Origin of the sequence: Micromonospora sp. WMMA1976, from assembly GCF_027497335.1 — a bacterium.
GTDB classification, from domain to species: Bacteria; Actinomycetota; Actinomycetes; order Mycobacteriales; family Micromonosporaceae; genus Micromonospora; species Micromonospora aurantiaca.
The window spans coordinates 5,806,870-5,822,631 of record NZ_CP114912.1; the positions used below are offsets into that span (position 1 = coordinate 5,806,870).

The 15,762-nt window shown below is 72.4% G+C and carries 12 protein-coding genes; 3 read left to right on the top strand and 9 right to left on the bottom strand.

Going from position 1 to position 15,762, the window contains the following annotated elements:
• Positions 1 to 168: 168 nt before the first annotated feature.
• Positions 169 to 1,188 (top strand): hypothetical protein, encoded by a 1,020-nt coding sequence (locus O7546_RS26840; protein WP_281600178.1) that lies wholly within the window; start codon positions 169 to 171, stop codon positions 1,186 to 1,188.
• Positions 1,189 to 1,297: 109 nt separating this feature from the next.
• Here O7546_RS26840 and O7546_RS26845 read toward each other — a convergent pair whose 3' ends face one another.
• The 3 genes from O7546_RS26845 to O7546_RS26855 form a co-directional block, all read right to left on the bottom strand.
• Positions 1,298 to 2,986: a S8 family serine peptidase gene (locus O7546_RS26845; RefSeq protein WP_194801908.1), complete on the bottom strand. Its 1,689-nt coding sequence runs from the start codon at positions 2,984 to 2,986 to the stop codon at positions 1,298 to 1,300.
• Positions 2,987 to 3,074: 88 nt separating this feature from the next.
• Complete coding sequence (locus O7546_RS26850; RefSeq protein WP_194801909.1) at positions 3,075 to 3,773, bottom strand: HAD family hydrolase; 699 nt, start codon at positions 3,771 to 3,773, stop codon at positions 3,075 to 3,077.
• Positions 3,770 to 4,732 (bottom strand): EamA family transporter, encoded by a 963-nt coding sequence (locus O7546_RS26855; RefSeq protein ID WP_194801910.1) that lies wholly within the window; start codon positions 4,730 to 4,732, stop codon positions 3,770 to 3,772. Before O7546_RS26855 ends, O7546_RS26850 begins: the two co-directional genes overlap by 4 nt.
• A 72-nt stretch (positions 4,733 to 4,804) precedes the next feature.
• On the opposite strand from O7546_RS26855, the gene O7546_RS26860 reads away from it, so the two are divergent.
• Positions 4,805 to 5,353, top strand: a complete 549-nt coding sequence (locus O7546_RS26860; protein ID WP_135242298.1) for a CGNR zinc finger domain-containing protein — start codon at positions 4,805 to 4,807, stop codon at positions 5,351 to 5,353.
• On the opposite strand, the gene O7546_RS26865 is transcribed toward O7546_RS26860, so the two are convergent.
• The 6 genes from O7546_RS26865 to O7546_RS26890 form a co-directional block, all read right to left on the bottom strand.
• Positions 5,317 to 5,916: a GNAT family N-acetyltransferase gene (locus tag O7546_RS26865; RefSeq protein ID WP_194801911.1), complete on the bottom strand. Its 600-nt coding sequence runs from the start codon at positions 5,914 to 5,916 to the stop codon at positions 5,317 to 5,319. The genes O7546_RS26860 and O7546_RS26865 overlap by 37 nt on opposite strands.
• 54 nt (positions 5,917 to 5,970) lie before the next feature.
• The gene (locus O7546_RS26870) at positions 5,971 to 7,380 is read right to left on the bottom strand and encodes a class II fumarate hydratase (RefSeq protein ID WP_194801912.1); all 1,410 of its coding nucleotides are present in this window, start codon (positions 7,378 to 7,380) and stop codon (positions 5,971 to 5,973) included.
• Positions 7,381 to 7,424: 44 nt separating this feature from the next.
• Positions 7,425 to 10,400, bottom strand: coding sequence for an AfsR/SARP family transcriptional regulator (locus tag O7546_RS26875; RefSeq protein WP_194801913.1), 2,976 nt, complete (start codon positions 10,398 to 10,400; stop codon positions 7,425 to 7,427).
• Positions 10,401 to 10,648: 248 nt separating this feature from the next.
• Positions 10,649 to 12,316 (bottom strand): fumarate hydratase, encoded by a 1,668-nt coding sequence (locus O7546_RS26880; RefSeq protein ID WP_013288918.1) that lies wholly within the window; start codon positions 12,314 to 12,316, stop codon positions 10,649 to 10,651.
• Between the two features lie 76 nt (positions 12,317 to 12,392).
• A complete protein-coding gene (locus O7546_RS26885) occupies positions 12,393 to 13,829 on the bottom strand; it encodes a PQQ-binding-like beta-propeller repeat protein (RefSeq protein ID WP_194801914.1) in 1,437 nt (478 codons plus the stop codon).
• 72 nt (positions 13,830 to 13,901) lie between these two features.
• The gene (locus O7546_RS26890) at positions 13,902 to 14,396 is read right to left on the bottom strand and encodes an Lrp/AsnC family transcriptional regulator (protein WP_194801915.1); all 495 of its coding nucleotides are present in this window, start codon (positions 14,394 to 14,396) and stop codon (positions 13,902 to 13,904) included.
• Between the two features lie 140 nt (positions 14,397 to 14,536).
• Between O7546_RS26890 and hppD the strand changes: the two genes are divergently transcribed.
• The gene (gene hppD, locus O7546_RS26895) at positions 14,537 to 15,742 is read left to right on the top strand and encodes a 4-hydroxyphenylpyruvate dioxygenase (protein ID WP_013288921.1); all 1,206 of its coding nucleotides are present in this window, start codon (positions 14,537 to 14,539) and stop codon (positions 15,740 to 15,742) included.
• Positions 15,743 to 15,762 lie beyond the last annotated feature (20 nt).

A 15,762-nucleotide genomic window follows, 5' to 3' on the forward strand; every position in this document is an offset into this window, starting at 1 on the left:
CGCCCCGGACACCACCACCTCCCGAGATGGAGTGGATCATGGAAAGGCCGAGGGCTATAGCACGCCGACAGGGCCGTGCGGGGGTTGTCCACAGGGCGCGTAGGGCGGCACGGCTGCGACTGTCCACAGGGGTACCGATCTCGACCCGTGCGCCGCCACGCTCGTCACATGCCACCTCATCCTCATCGACCACCGGAGTTGGCCTGGCAGGTCTTCCGGGGCTCGGAAGCGATCCGGCGCGGGCTGCTGTCCCGGCATCATCTGCGCGGCGCGTCCTGGATCCGGCTCCGGCAGGACGTCTACGCCGACGCGCGACTCGACCGCGACCACGCGCTGGCCTGCCGCGCGGCGCTGCTGCGCCTGCCACCCGGCGCGGCGATCGCCGGTCCGTCGGCGGCCTACCTGCACGGGGTCGAGCACGCCGCGGGCTTCACCGACGACGTGCACGTCCTGCTGCCGGCCACGGTCCGGGCCGACTCCCAGCCGGGTGTCCGGGTGCACCACGCCCCTATGGCGAGCACACGCAGCGGTCTCCTGGTCTCCGTCGGCAGCGCCGCAAGGGGGCCCGGACCGCACGGCCGGATCGTCCCGCCGGCTTCCGCCGCCGCATCGAACCCGTTCGCGGAGTCGTCCCCCGGCGCGGTGATGATCCTGGCCGGGCCTCCGCCACGCACCGAGCCGGCCGCCTGCGCTTGGGAGACTGCGGTCTGGGCCGATCCGGTGGAGGCGGTCGGCATCATCGACGGGCTGCTGCGTACCGGTTCGGTGAACCGGTCGGCGCTGGCGAGCGAGGCGGCCCGGAACGCCTGTCGCCCCGGTGGGCGGCGGGCGGTCTGGGTGTTCGGCCTGACCGACGGGCTGGCCCAGTCCCCGCCCGAGTCCCACCTGCGGGTCCGTCTCGTCCTCGCCGGCCTGCCTCGCGCGGTGGCCCAGTATCCGGTGCGGGTGCCGACCGGGCTGATCCTGCACCCCGACCTGGCCTGGCCGGAGTTCCGGGTCGCTGTCGAGTACGACGGTCAGTGGCACTCCGACGCGGACCGGATGCACCTCGACCGGCGGCGGCTCAACCAGTTCGTCGCGGCCGGCTGGCTGGTGCTGCACGTGACCGGCCGCCGTCTGCGCAAGGAGTTCCCCGCCCTGGTGCGGGAGATCCGCGCCGCACTGGTGACCCGGGGGTGGCGGCCGTGACACCGGCCGCCGCCCCACCAGCCGCCACGCCACCAGCTGCGCCGGTCACCGGAACGCGAAATGGCGGCGTCCGGAAACTCCGGACACCGCCACCTCGGGGGAACTGTCGTTACGGTCGAACGTTGGGCTTGACCGGGGTCTTCACCGCGGCGTAGGCGTCGACGATGCCGTAGCCGTAGAAGCCGTTGAAGTTCAGCGAGCCCGCGCAGTACGCGTCGAACTCGGCGTCCCGGCCCTCGTTGGTGTAGCTCTGCAGCCGCGGCTCCGGGCAGGCGTGCTCGGCCGCCGTCCGGTAGAGGTGCTGCTCGACCAGGTTCGGCGCCATGCCGTAGCCGTTGCGGCCCTCCTTCTTGCCGTGCTTGCTGACGATCAGCGCCGCCACGCCCGAGACGTGCGGGGACGCCATCGAGGTGCCCTGCAGGTAGGTGTAGTAGCCACACTCACCCTTGGCGGTGCACTGCTTGAACACCGAGTTCTCGAAGCCGGCGACGATGTCGCCGTTCTCGTCGACCGACCCCTCCTCCTGGAGCACCTTCTTCGGGTACGTGGAGAGGATCATGTTGGCGTCGGTGCGGTACGTGTCGGTGCCGAAGCCGTCGCGGAACCAGCCGCCCGGAGCCGCCACCGAGATCTGCTCGGTGCCGTAGTTCGAGTAGTCCGACTTCTTGCCGGACGGGCCGACCGCCGACACGCCGATCACGTGCGGGCCCTCGACCGGCAGGTCCCAGCAGGTCGCGTTGTCGATCGGGCGCGGGTACGGGTCGGCGCCGTAGTCCGGGCTGCTCACGTCGGTGCGCGGTGCGCCCAGGTCCTCGTGGTTGTTACCGAGCGAGCCGACGAGCGTGACGCCCTTGCGGTGCGCGAAGTTGAGCGCCCGCTTCATGGCCTCGATGACGGTGCGCTGCTCGGCCTGCGCCTCCGGCGAGTCGGCCGGGTTGGCGGTGCAGTTGTAGAGCCACGGGTCGACGTAGAAGGACATGTTCACCACGTCCAGCCCGGACCGGCCCGCGTGCACCAGGGCGTTCACCACCGGGTTGAGGAAGAAGTAGCCGCTGTCCTGGCCGCCCTTCAGCTCGACCAGGGAGACGTTCGGGGCCACGCCGGACAGGCCGAAGCCGTTCGCGGCGGCGCCGATGGTGCCGGCCACGTGCGTGCCGTGCCCGCCGTCGTCGGTGCCGACCGGGTCGAGGCAGCTCGCCACCTCGCACGGGCCGTCGACCTCGGGGATGTCCGGGGCGAAGTTGCGCGACAGCGCCCAGTTGAAGTTCGGCGCCAGGTCGGGCTGGCTGGCGTCGACGCCGGTGTCCAGGATGCCGACGGTGACGCGGCGGTCGCCCGGCTCGATCTTGCGGGCCTTGTCGGCCCGGATCATGTCCAGACCCCAGAGCTTGTCGTCGAGCGGGTCCATCTTCTTGCCGTTGCCCTTGGCGGCCTTGCCCTTGGTCGCCGCGGCGGCCAGCAGGTGCTCCTGCTCGACCCGGTCCAGCTTCGGCTTGCGGCCGATCGCCTTCTCCTCGGCCGCGCCGACCAGCGCAGCGGCCGCGGTGGCCCGGCTGGCGAAGTCCGCCCGGTCGCTTCTGACCTGGAACAGGCCGACGTCGTCGGTGCGGGCGACGACCTTGCCACCGGCGGCGGTGATCGCGGCGACCGCGGCGTCACTGGAGACGCCGCTCTCGGCCAGCACGGTGAAGGTCCGGAACTCCGACGGCGCGGCGTTCGCCGGGATGCTCAGGCCGGTCACCGTGAGTGCCAGCGAGGCCGCAGCAGCGACCGCGCCGACGGTGAAGCGCTTGCTCACCACATCAGATCCTCTCGTTGAGGGACGTGGTGTCATCCCACATCACGGGAGCCGGTTCCGCCAGATCGACGTCCGTTATCGGCGGCAACTAGGCATTCGCGCTCATCAAGGTGGCGAGCACCGTGGACAGTCCGGCGAGCGAGGACACCTCGGCGTCCGGTTCGAGGCCGCGCGGGCGGGGCAACCCGGCCCGGTTGAGCCAGACCGCGCGCAGCCCGGCCCGCTGGGCGGCGGCCACGTCGTGCTCCGGCGAGTCGCCCACGTGGACGATGCGCGCGGCGGGCAGCCCGGACGCGGCCACCACCGCCGCGAAGAACTCCGGCGCCGGTTTCTTGGGCAGGCCACCCTCGTGCGCGTACAGCTCGAAGGCGAACTGCCCGGCGAGCCCGCAGCGTTCGGCGCGGCTGTTGCCGTTCGTGGCGAAGCCCAGCACGTGGTGCGGGCGCAGCGCCGCCAGCGCGGGCAGCGCGTCGGGAAAGGGCCGGCTCAGCGCGTACCGGCGGGCGAAGAACAACGCCGCGAACTCGTCCAGGTCCGCCTCCAGCCCGGCCCGGGCCAGCGACCGGGCCAGCGCGGCCCGCCGGATCTCCTGCACCGGGGCGGCGCTGAGCGCGCCGAAGACCGCACCCCAGTCCCCCTCCAGGTCCGCGAGCACCACAGCGGCCGCCGCCGGGGTCCGCCGCCGCATCTCCTCGAGTACGGCGACGAGCGCGCCGGTGATCGCCGGGCGCAGGTCGACGAGTGTCTCGTCGGCGTCGAAGACGACGGCGCCGGGCGGCCCGCTCATCGCTCGCCGGTCAGCACCGGCTCGGCCGGTGCGTCAGCCGGTTCCGGCGGTGTACCGCGCAGTTCGTCCGCCCGGACCAGGGCGACGCCGCCGAGGATGAGCACGCCGCCGGCCAGCTGGATCAGGCTGGGCAGTTCGTCGAGCACCAGCCAGGCGATCAGGACCGCGAACATCACCTCGGTCAGACCCACGAAGGAGGACAGCCGTGCCCCGAGCAGCCGGGTGCCGGCGACACCGGCGAGGTACGCGACCACTGCGGCGATCAGCGACAGCCCGGCGATCGGCACCAGCCAGCTCACCCGGTGCCCGCCGAAGGTGACGTCGGCGGTGCCGGCCGCCAGCGGCAGCGCTCCGATGCCGCCGAGCAGGAGCAGCGCCAGCGCCCCGACGGCCATGCCGCCGCTGGCCATCACGACCGAGGGCAGGCCCGCGTCGATCCGGCCGGCGATGACGAAGTATCCGGCGAGTCCCACGCCCGCGCCGAGGCCCCAGAGCACGCCCACCGGGTCGAGTCGTCCGGCGCCGGTGAGGTCGAGGACGAGCACCAGCCCGCACAGGGCGATGACCGAGCCGGCCACAGTGAGCAGCCGAGGGCGCTGCCCGTGGACCAGCCACATCCATCCGACCACGAGCACGATGCCGAGGTATTCGAGCAGGAGCGCCACGCCGACCGGCAGGTAGCGGACCGCGTTGAAGAAGCACGCCTGCGCCGTGGCCACGCCGAGCAGCCCGAACAGCACCACGGTTCCCGCGTTGCGGCGCAGCACGTTCCACCTGCCGCGCAGCGCGAGCACGGCGGGGACGGCGAGCACCAGCGCGGCGATGCCGACCCGGGCGATCACCACGGCGACCGCCGTCCACTCGCCGGTGATCAGCGGGCGGGCGAAGGTGCCCGAGGTGGCGAACGTGATCGCGGAGAGCAGTGCCAGGCCGAGCCCGACGCCGGACCGTTCACGCATCGGCATCTCCTGGTCATGAGTCAAGGAAGGTTATGCTGATGACGCTAGGCGTAGCCTCCGACAGGAGTCAAGTTGCTTTTCGCCCATGACACCGAATGCGCGCTGGTCAGCGTCGCCGCACTGGTGAACACCGCCGGCGACGACCGGGAAGGGCTGCCCGACGTGGCCGCCCTGGACGCGTTCTTCACCGCCCACGGTTGGAGCGGCCGGCACGAGCACACCGACGCCGAACTGCGCCAGGTCCGCGCGCTGCGGCCCCGGCTGCGCCGCATCTGGTACGGCGACACCGACGAGGTGGTCGCAATCGTCAACGCGCTGCTGCGCGAGTCGCACGCGCTGCCGCAACTCGTGCGGCACGACGACGAGCCGTACCACCTGCACGCCGTGCCGCGGGACGCGCCGCTGGCGACCCGGATGGCGGTCGAGGCCGCGATGGCGATGGCCGACCTGGTCCGGATGGGCGAACTGAGCCGGCTGCGGCACTGCGACCACCCGGACTGCGACAACGTGCTCGTCGACCTGTCCCGGAACCGGTCGCGCCGGTTCTGCGACGCCGGCTGCGGCAACCGCGCCGCGGTGAGCGCCTACCGGGCCCGCAGGGCCGCCGCGTCCCACTCCTGACGCGTCCCGGGCCAGGCGTCGCGGCGCAGCTCGTACTCGACCTCGCCGTGCTCCGTACCCGGGATCGGGTCGTCGAAGGCCAGGTGGAACGTGCGGACGTAACGCAACCCGGCGCGGGCCATGACCGCGCGGGAGCGGTCGTTGACCGCCATCGTCTGGGCCCACACCCGGCGGACGCCGACCGTGTCGAACGCGTGCCGCACCAGCGCCCGCGCGCCCTCGGTCGCCAGCCCGTGCCCCCACGTGGCGCGGCGCAGCCGGTAGCCCAGCTCCGCCTCGGCGCCGTCGTCGGACGGGTCGAGCGAGTGCCAGCCGAGGAACTCGCCGGTGAACCGGTCGAGCGTCGCCCAGCGGCCGAGCCCGGGAAACCTGTCGTACTGCGCGAGTACCCGGGGCAGCACCTCGTCCCGGTACGTCGCGGCCGAGGTCGGCGCGCCGCCGGTCAGGAAGCGCATGACCTCCGGATCGGCGTCCAGCGCCACCAGCCGATCCACGTCGTCAATCGTGAACCGGCGCAGCGTCAGCCGCGCGGTCTCCAGCAACACCCCGCCGTCGTCACGCACCGTCGGATCATGCCGCGCCCCCTGTGACGGGTCGAGGCAATTACCGGCGCCGGCTCAGGGGTGGGTCATCCGGAGCAGGTCCAGCGCCTCGTCCAGCTGGGTCTCGGTGAGCGTGCCCGAGTCGACGTGCCCCCGGGCGATCACCACCTCGCGGATGGACACCTGCTTGGCCAGCGCCTCCTTGGCGATCGAGGCGGCCTCGTCGTACCCGAGGTGGCGGTTGAGCGGGGTGACAATCGACGGCGAGCCCTCCGCGTACGCCAGGCAGACCTCGGCGTCCGCGACCAGGCCGGCCACCAGCCGCTCGGCGAACAGCCGGCTGGACGCGGCGATCAGCTTGATCGACTCCAGCAGGTTGCGGCCCATCACCGGGAGCATCACGTTCAGCTCGAAGTCGCCCTGCGACCCGGCGAAGGCCACCGCCGCGTCGTTGCCGATCACCTGGGCGCAGACCTGCCGCATCGCCTCGGCCACCACCGGGTTCACCTTGCCCGGCATGATCGACGACCCCGGCTGGAGGTCGGGGATGCGCAGCTCACGCAGCCCGGCACGCGGGCCGGAGCCCATCCACCGCACGTCGTTGGCGATCTTGTAGAGACCGACCGCGACGGTACGGAGCTGGCCGGACGTCTCCACCAGCGCGTCCCGGGCGCCCTGCGCCTCGAAGTGGTTGCGCGCCTCGGTCAGCGGCAGCCCTGTCGACTCCCGCAGCTTGCCGATCACCCGGTCGGCGAAGCCCAGCGGCGTGTTGATGCCGGTGCCGACGGCGGTGCCGCCCAGCGGCAGCTCGGCCAGCCGGGGCAGCGCCGACTCCAGCCGCTCGACGCCGTAGCGGACCTGCGCGGCGTAGCCGCCGAACTCCTGCCCGAGCGTGACCGGCGTGGCGTCCATGAGGTGGGTACGCCCGGCCTTGACCACCGTCTCGAACTCGGCCGCCTTCTCCTCCAGCGCGCCCGCGAGCTGCTTCAGCGAGGGAATCAGATCCTCCACCACGAACTGGGTGGCGGCCAGGTGGATCGAGGTGGGGAAGACGTCGTTGCTGGACTGCGACGCGTTGACGTGGTCGTTCGGGTGCACGTCGCGGCCCAGCTCGCGGCTCGCCAGGGTGGCGATCACCTCGTTGGTGTTCATGTTGGACGAGGTGCCGGAACCGGTCTGGAACACGTCCACCGGGAACTGGTCGTCGTAGCCGCCCTCTGCGACGTGCGCGGCAGCGGTGGCGATCGCCTGCGCCACGTCCGCGTCGATCACCCCCAGCTCACCGTTGACCAGGGCCGCCGCACCCTTGATCTGCGCCAGGGCCTTGATCTGGGCCGGTTCCAGCCCGCGCCCCGAGATCGGGAAGTTCTGCACCGCGCGCTGGGTCTGCGCCCGCCACAGCGCCTCGGCGGGCACCTCCACCTCGCCCATCGAGTCGCGTTCGATCCGGTAGCCGGTCGCCTCTGGAGTCGTCACGCGTTCCATCCTGCCGCGCCGCCGGTCGGTGTGCAGGGAAAGTGGCGCGGCCCTCAGCCCAGCTCGGCGAGCAGCCTCTCGGTCTCCCGCCGGTCCGGCGACTCGACCTGGCGGAACAGCGCCAGCGCTCGCACGGCATACCGGCGGGCCTGGTCCGGGTCGGTGTGCCGCAGGCAGCGGGCGAGGCCGTCCAGGGCCCGCGCCTGCTCGTAGCGCAGGCTCAGGCGCGTGGCGTCGTCCAGCACCCGGCGGTGCAGGTCGATCGCGGCGTCGACGTCGCCCAGGTCGTGCAGGGCGCGGGCGAGGAGGTTACGGGAGGCGCACTGCCCGATCCGGTCCCCCGCGTCGGTCATCGCGAGCAGAGCGGCCCGGTGCTGGTCGGCGGCCTCGACCGGGCGGCCCGCCTCACGCTCCATCATGCCGATCTCGTTGAGGATCTCCCCCTCACCGAACCGGTTCGCGGTGCTCCGTTTCAGGTGCAGCGCCGCCCGGAGCAGCCGGCGGGCCGGCCCGGTCTGGCCCAGGCGGTGCCGGATCATGCCGAGGTGGCCGACCGCGTTCGAGGTGTGCCGCGGATCCCCGGCCTCCCTCCCCAGGACGATGTGCCGCCGGGCCGCCCGGAGGGCCAGGTCGTACCGGCCACGGAACAGCTCGGCGACCGACAGCATGTTGAACAGGCTGGACATGGTCGCCGCGTCGTCCGGGTAGCGGCTGATCCGCAGCGCCTCGTCGACGTACCTGATGCAGCGCTCCGCGTCGTCGGTCCCGAAACACACGGCGGCGAGGTTGGAGAGCGCCTGGACCTGCTCCCGGCGCAGGCCGAGCCGGCGGTACCTGTCGACGCCCGCCTCCAGGAACCGGATCGCCTCCGGAAAGTCCCCCAACCGGAACTTCGCCGAGGCGAGGTAGTTCATGGTGATCGCCACGGCCTCCTCGTCCCCCGACCCGACGGCGGCGCGCAGCGCCACCTCATGCGTCTCGACCAGTTCGTCGAGGTGGCCACCGACGAAATTGGACCACCAGCACGCCCGGGTCAGCTGCCAGCAGTACGCCGGAAGGCCCTCCGACTCGGCCAGGTGCACCAGTCCGACGAGAGCCGCCCGGTTCTCGTCGAACCAGGACTGACCCGGCGTGCCCGGGGCCGGCAGCAGATCGGGACGCCGCGGCGGCGGGAAGGCGACCTGGCTCAGCGCGCCCAGCTTCGTCTCGGCGACCATCGCCAGGCCGACCGCCACCTGAAGGTGATGGTCGAGCAGATGGGCCACCGCCGTCTGTCGCTCCTCCGGGCGCTCGGTCTCGGCCAGCAACCGGCGGGCGTACTCCCGGAGCAGGTCGTGGAGGCGGTAGCGGCCCGGGGCCGTCTCCTCGGCCAGGTGCACGTCCACCAGCTCGTCCAGCAGGTCCTGCGCCTCCGGCAGAGGAACGTCGGCGAGCACCGCCGCCACCCGGTTGTCGAACCGTATGCCGGGGTGGAGTCCGAGCAACCGGAACAGCCGCCGGGCCGGCGCCGAGACCTGCGCGTACGAGAGCGTGAAGGCGTCCCCGACGGACCGCTCGCCGACCGCCAGCTCGGCCAGCGAGTCCTGCGCCTCGGCCAGCCGCCGCGCCAGGTCGGCGACCCGCCAGTGCGGACGGTGCGCGAGCCGGGATCCGGCCAGCCGGATGGCGAGCGGCAGGTGACCGCACCGCTGGACCACCTCGGCGGCCGCGGCCGGCTCGGCGTCGACCCGGTCGGCGCCGACGATCCGGCCGAGCAGTTCGACGGCCTCGTCCGGGTCCAGGACCGGTAGCGAGTGAGGACGCCCCTCGTCCAGCCCGGCCAGCCGCCGCCGGCTGGTCACCAGCACGAGATTGTCCGGACCGCTGGGCAGCAGCGCCGCCGCCTGGGCGGCGCTCGCCGCGTTGTCGAGCACCACCACGGCCCGCCGGTCGGCCAGCTCGGAGCGCCACATCGCCAGCCGGTCCTCCGCGTCGACCGGCACCCGCTCGGCCGGCACGCCGAGCTGCCGCAGCAGGGTGGCCGCGGCCGCCGCGGGGGCCAGCGGGCTGCGCTCGCTGTAGCCGTGCAGGTCGATGAAGAGTTCCGCGTCGGGGAACCGCTCGCGCAACCCGGTCGCGACCTGGACGGCGAGGGTCGTCTTGCCGCTGCCGGCCATCCCGTCGATCAGATACAGCCGTGTGCCCCCCTCGACGATGTCCTTGACGAGCCGCGCCATGGTCTGCTGACGACCGGTGAAGTCCCGGATGGCCCGGGGCAGTGTGCGTACCGGGGCCGCCGGGCGCGCGCCCGCCGCCTCGTCGCCGGCCAGCACGCGCTGGTGCAGCTCCTGCAACGCCGCGCCCGGCTCGATGCCCAGCTCCTCGGCGTAGATCCGTCGGCCCTCCCGGTAGACGGCGAGCGCGTCCGCCTGCCGGCCGACCGCCGAGAGAGCCAGCATCAGCTGACCTCGCAGCCGTTCCCGCAGCGGATTGTGCTCGACGGCCTCGGTGAGTTCGTCGACCAGTTCGGTGCCCCGGCGCAGCCGCAGCTCCACGTCGACGCAGTCCTCCAGCACGGCTAGCCGCTGCTCGTCGAGCGCCTGGGCCCGCAGCCGCACCACCCCGGCCGGGATGCCGGCGAGCGCCGGGCCGCGCCACAGCGCAAGAGCTGCCCGGTAGTGGCGGCGCGCCTCGGCCGGCCGGCCGGCGGCGGCCTCGGCACGCGCCGCCTCCACGGCACGGGCGAACATGTCGGCGTCGAGGTCGTCCGGCTCGATCCGGATGCCGTAGCCCGCCGGGTCGGTGACGATCGTCCCGGCTGGCAGCCCGAGCACCGCGAACCGCTGCCGCAGCCGCGAGACACAGATCTGGAGCTGGGTGCGCGCGGTGGCCGGCGGGCGCTCCTCCCAGACCGCGTCGACCAGATCCTCCACCGGCACCACCCGGCCGGGGCGCAGCAACAGCATGGCGAGCACGGTGCGATCCCGGCCCGCGGTGACGGTGGCTTCGCCGCCGCCGACCCGCAAGGGCCCCAAGATCCCGAATCGCATCCGCGCCCCCGCCTGCCGCCATGCAACTTCCAGCAGCGTAGCCCGACGGTCACCGAGCGGCGCGACGAGGCGATAGCGATCCGATAGCGACGGCACCCAGACTCGTCAACGGTTGTCGGTGACGGCATCCGACGGGGGCGGTGCGCCTGCCCGGCCACCCGGCCGGGCAGGCGCACCGATGTCGATGCACGACGGACACATCGAGGGCGCCCGGGACGATCCCGAGCGCCCCTGGTGTACGTCTGACGTCAGCGCCGGCCGACGGTGAGGACCGGCTTGGTGACCTCGGCGAAGAAGTCGTTGCCCTTGTCGTCGACGACGATGAAGGCGGGGAAGTCCTCCACCTCGATCTTCCAGACCGCCTCCATGCCCAGCTCGGCGTATTCGAGCACCTCGACGTGCTTGATGCAGTCCTGCGCGAGGCGGGCCGCCGGGCCGCCGATCGAGCCGAGGTAGAACCCCCCGTGGGCCTGACAGGAGCGGGTGACCTGGGCGGACCGGTTGCCCTTCGCGAGCATCACCATCGAGCCGCCGGCCGCCTGGAACTTCTCCACGTACGCGTCCATCCGGCCCGCCGTGGTGGGGCCGAACGAGCCGGAGGCATAGCCCTCGGGGGTCTTCGCCGGGCCGGCGTAGTAGACCGCGTGGTCGCGCAGATATTGCGGCATCGGCTCGCCCGCGTCCAGCCGCTCGGCGATCTTCGCGTGTGCGATGTCCCGGGCCACGACCAGCGGGCCGGTCAGCGACAGCCGGGTCTTCACCGGGTACTTCGACAGCTCGGCCCGGATCTCGTCCATCGGCCGGTTCAGGTCGACGCGGACGACCTCCTCGGTCTCCAGCGTCTCGTCGGTCACGTCGGGCAGATAACGCGCCGGGTCGGTCTCGAGTCGTTCCAGCCAGACGCCCGACGGGGTGATCTTCGCCACCGCCTGCCGGTCGGCCGAGCAGGAGACCGCGATCGCCACCGGGCAGGAGGCGCCGTGCCGGGGCAGCCGGACCACCCGTACGTCGTGGCAGAAGTAGCGCCCGCCGAACTGCGCGCCGATGCCGAAGTTGCGGGTCAGCTCCAGCACCTCGGCCTCCAACTCCAGGTCACGGAAGCCGTGCGCGCTCATCGAGCCCTCGGTGGGCAGCGCGTCGAGGTACTTCGCGGAGGCGTACTTCGCGGTCTTCAGCGCGTACTCCGCGGAGGTGCCGCCGATGACGATCGCCAGGTGGTAGGGCGGGCAGGCGGCGGTGCCGATGAGCCGCAGCTTCTCCTCCAGGAACTGCATCATCCGCGTGGGGTTCAGCAGCGCCTTGGTCTCCTGGTAGAGGTAGGACTTGTTGGCCGAGCCGCCACCCTTGGCCATGAACAGGAACTTGTACGCGTCGGCGTGGCCGTCCGGGTCCTCGGCGTACAGCTCCACCTGGGCGGGCAGGTTGCTGCCGGTGTTCCGCTCGTCCCACATGGTCAGCGGGGCGAGCTGCGAGTAGCGCAGGTTGAGCCGGGTGTACGCCTGGTAGACGCCGCGCGAGATCGCCTCCGCGTCGGTGCCGTCGGTGAGCACGTGCCGGCCGCGCTTGCCCATCACGATCGCGGTGCCGGTGTCCTGGCACATCGGCAGCACACCGCCGGCCGCGATGTTGGCGTTGCGCAGCAGGTCGAGCGCGACGAAGCGGTCGTTCGGCGAGGCCGCCGGATCGTCGATGATCGCGCGGAGCTGAGCCAGGTGGGCCGGGCGCAGGAAGTGGGCGATGTCGTGCATCGCCTCGGCCGTCAGCGCGGTCAGCGCGCCCGGATCCACGGTGAGGAACCGGCGGCCTCCGGGGCCGTTGACGACGTCCACGCCCTCGTCGGTGACCAGGCGGTATTCGGTCTGGTCGGGACCGGTCGGCAGCAGGGGTGCGTACGAGAAGGCGGCGGCACTGCTCATGACCGAAAAGCCTAGGGCAGAGCCGTCGATCGGTGGCACCCGCAGGTCGGTCCTGGGACGACCCTCTCACCCGCTGTCACTTGCCGTCGGCGCAGAGTTCCCGTTTCGGTCCGCAACTTCCCTGGTCGCTCGGCGGGCGCCAACTGCCTCCCGGGTCGGGCGCCACCGGCGCGCCGTCCTGGTCCGGCCCCGGCGCCTCGGACGTGCCGGCGCCCCAGCGGACGTACCCGATCTCCCGCCCCTCGCCGATGATCATGCCGTTCGGGCCGACCGCCAGCGCGTTCGCGGAGGTGCGCAGCTCGACCAGCACCCGGCCGTCCCGGGGCCCGACCGCGATCAGCCGGGACGGCTTCTCCTCGCTGATCACCGCCGCGTACGGGGTGAGCGCCGCGCCGCTCTTGCCGCCCGCCGGGCGGGTCCAGCGGGTCCGGTCGGCCGACAGCTCCCGGCCCAGCAGCGAACCCTTGTCGGCGCTGCGCACCACGGCGTAGCGGTCGTCCACGGCGAGCAGCTTCTCGCCGTCCGCGCCGACCTGGAGCAGCCGGCCGTCGTACCCGTCGAGCACCGCCTCACGGCCGTCCGGGGCGACCCCGATGAGGACGTTGCGTCCACCCTGCGGGTCCTCCCGCTGCACGCAGCCGGCGTAGTCGGCGGTGCGCAGGTTGATCCCGGTACGCCGCCACACCTGCTGACCGGTGGCCGGGTCCACGGCGGTGACCGCGTAGTAGCAGCTCCCGTCGCGGGAGGTGGCCTCGATCCGCAGCAGCCGGCCGCCGACCACGGCGAGCCGCTCCTCCCGGCCGGGCTGGACGTTCTGGAGCACCCGGCCGGTGGCGGTGTCCACCACGTGCACCCGCCCGTCGACCGGGAAGCCGAGAAGCGGCGGGACGGACTCCGGCCCGGCCACTCCGCCGTCGATCCGGGTGGCGCCGAGCCGCCGGGTGCCGAGGAGTTCCGGGTTGTCGGCGAGCACGCCGCTGTGCACGCCGGGCAGGAACGCGCTCCACAGCGGAGCGGTGCCGCGCGGGTCCCAGGCGCGCAGTGTGCAGTCGGTGGCCTGCACGCAGTACGCGTCGAGCAGCAGGTTCCGGTAGGTCCAGACGGCGATCGCGCGATCGTCGCGGCGCCGGGTCACGCCGCTGACCGGGTCGAGCACCTCGTACCCCTTGTCGAGCAGCTTGCCCACGGCGACGACCGACTCCCGGCCGCTGCCCGCGACCGCCGACCAGTCGGCCTTGCGTTCCCACAGCTGGCCGCCGTCGGCGAGGTTGCGCGCCTCGATGCGGGTGCGCTGCTCGACGATCACGGTGTCGCCGGCGATGGTGACGCTGCGCGGCGTGCCGCCGACGCGCTGCTGCCAGACCACGTCGGGCTCGCTGATCGGCTTGCTCCGGTCGACCCAGTCCCACAGCGCCGGGAACGGGTTCCAGACGCCTGTCGCGGCGAGTACGACCACGGTGACGAGCCCGAGCAGCAACCAGCCGCGTATCCCTAGGCCCTTCACACCGCACACGGTAGCGACGATCACCGGTCCCCCGGGCCGCGTGCGGTGCGTGTCGCGGCGCTTCTTGGGCGGCCCGGGGTGTTAAGGGGCGCCGCGGGCGGCGGAGCGGACCAGCGGCAGCGTGCGGTACGGGATCTGTTCGGCAAGCGCGATGATGGTGGACGCGCGCCGGATGCCCTCCGAGGCGACGATCTGGTCGATGACCCGTTGGAGGTCGGTGTTCGACCGGGCGACGATGCGGCAGAGCAGGTCGCTGGAGCCGGTGATGGTGTGCGCCTCCAGCACCTCGGGGATCGCGGCCAGGTGCGCGGTGACCTGGTCGTGGCCGTGCCGCTGGCTGATCTCCAGGGTGACGAAGCTGGTCACCCCGAACCCGATCGCGGCGGGGGTGATGTCCGGCCCGAACCCGGTCACCACGCCCCGGTCGACGAGCTTGTCGAGCCGGGCCTGGACCGTGCCGCGGGCGACGCCGAGGCGCCGGGAGCACTCCAGCACGCCGATCCGGGGCTCCTCCGCGAGCAGTTCGATCAAGCGCGCGTCGAGCTCGTCGAGCTGTACATCCTGACCAGTGTTCATGGTGTCCGACGGTACCGAATGCACAACCTGACCAGGAATTACGTCAACTGTTGCCCAACTCACCGCGGTCCGTAGATCCTCGCCGGAAGAGCACATCCACGGCGGCCCCCGAGGCCGGCCGGTACGCGAGGGAGGCCACCATGACCCAGGCGATCGACCGACCCCAGTCGACCGAGGAGGTCGACGTCGACGCTCTCGTCGGCGCAGTCGACCACGACATCACCCGCGACCCGTTCCCGGTCAAGGGCATGGACCACGTCCACTTCCTGGTGGGGAACGCCAAGCAGGCCGCGCACTACTACTCCACCGCGTTCGGCATGACCTGCGTGGCGTACCGGGGGCCGGAGCAGGGCTACCGCGACCACGCGCAGTACGTGCTCACAAGCGGTTCGGCCCGCTTCGTGCTGACCGGCGCGGTCCGCCCGGACGCAGACGGCGCCGAGCACGTGGCGAAGCACAGCGACGGTGTCTCCGACATCGCGCTGGAGGTGCCGGACGTGGACGCCGCGTACGCGCACGCCGTGGCGCAGGGCGCGACCGGCCTGGTCGAGCCGCACGACGTCAGCGACGAGCACGGCACCGTGCGGATGGCGTCCATCGCCGCGTACGGCGACACCCGGCACAGCCTTGTCGACAGGTCCCGCTACACCGGCCCGTTCCTGCCCGGCTTCGTCGCTCGCGGCCCGATCGTGGACCGCCAGCCGATGATCGACGCCGGCCTCCAGCCGAAGCGGTTCTTCCAGGCCGTCGACCACGTGGTCGGCAACGTGGAGCTGGGCCGGATGGACGAGTGGGTCGAGTTCTACAAGCGCGTCATGGGCTTCTCGAACATGGCGGAGTTCATCGGCGACGACATCGCCACCGACTACTCGGCGTTGATGAGCAAGGTCGTCGCCAACGGCACCCGCAAGGTGAAGTTCCCGCTCAACGAGCCGGCCGTGGCCCGCAAGAAGTCGCAGATCGACGAGTACCTGGAGTTCTACCAGGGCCCCGGCGCCCAGCACATCGCCGTGGCCACGAACGACATCCTGGCCAGCGTGGACGCCATGCGCGCGGCGGGCGTCGAGTTCCTGGACACCCCGGACTCGTACTACGAGGACCCGGAGCTGCGCGCCCGCATCGGCAACGTCCGGGTGCCGATCGAGGAGCTTCAGTCCCGCAAGATCCTGGTCGACCGGGACGAGGACGGCTACCTGCTCCAGATCTTCACCAAGCCGGTGCAGGACCGCCCCACCGTCTTCTTCGAGCTGATCGAGCGGCACGGCTCGCTCGGCTTCGGCAAGGGCAACTTCAAGGCCCTGTTCGAGGCGATCGAGCGCGAGCAGGAGAAGCGCGGGAACCTGTAACACTGTCCGCGTGACCCAGC

Bases quoted from the DNA above. Each gene is read 5' to 3' on its own strand.
- O7546_RS26890 (WP_194801915.1), bottom strand. From the start codon at position 14,396: ATGAACACTGGTCAGGATGTACAGCTCGACGAGCTCGACGCGCGCTTG.
- O7546_RS26880 (WP_013288918.1), bottom strand. From the start codon at position 12,316: ATGAGCAGTGCCGCCGCCTTCTCGTACGCACCCCTGCTGCCGACCGGT.
- O7546_RS26840 (WP_281600178.1), top strand. From the start codon at position 169: ATGCCACCTCATCCTCATCGACCACCGGAGTTGGCCTGGCAGGTCTTC.
- O7546_RS26875 (WP_194801913.1), bottom strand. From the start codon at position 10,400: ATGCGATTCGGGATCTTGGGGCCCTTGCGGGTCGGCGGCGGCGAAGCC.
- hppD (WP_013288921.1), top strand. From the start codon at position 14,537: ATGACCCAGGCGATCGACCGACCCCAGTCGACCGAGGAGGTCGACGTC.
- O7546_RS26850 (WP_194801909.1), bottom strand. From the start codon at position 3,773: ATGAGCGGGCCGCCCGGCGCCGTCGTCTTCGACGCCGACGAGACACTC.
- O7546_RS26870 (WP_194801912.1), bottom strand. From the start codon at position 7,380: ATGGAACGCGTGACGACTCCAGAGGCGACCGGCTACCGGATCGAACGC.
- O7546_RS26855 (WP_194801910.1), bottom strand. From the start codon at position 4,732: ATGCGTGAACGGTCCGGCGTCGGGCTCGGCCTGGCACTGCTCTCCGCG.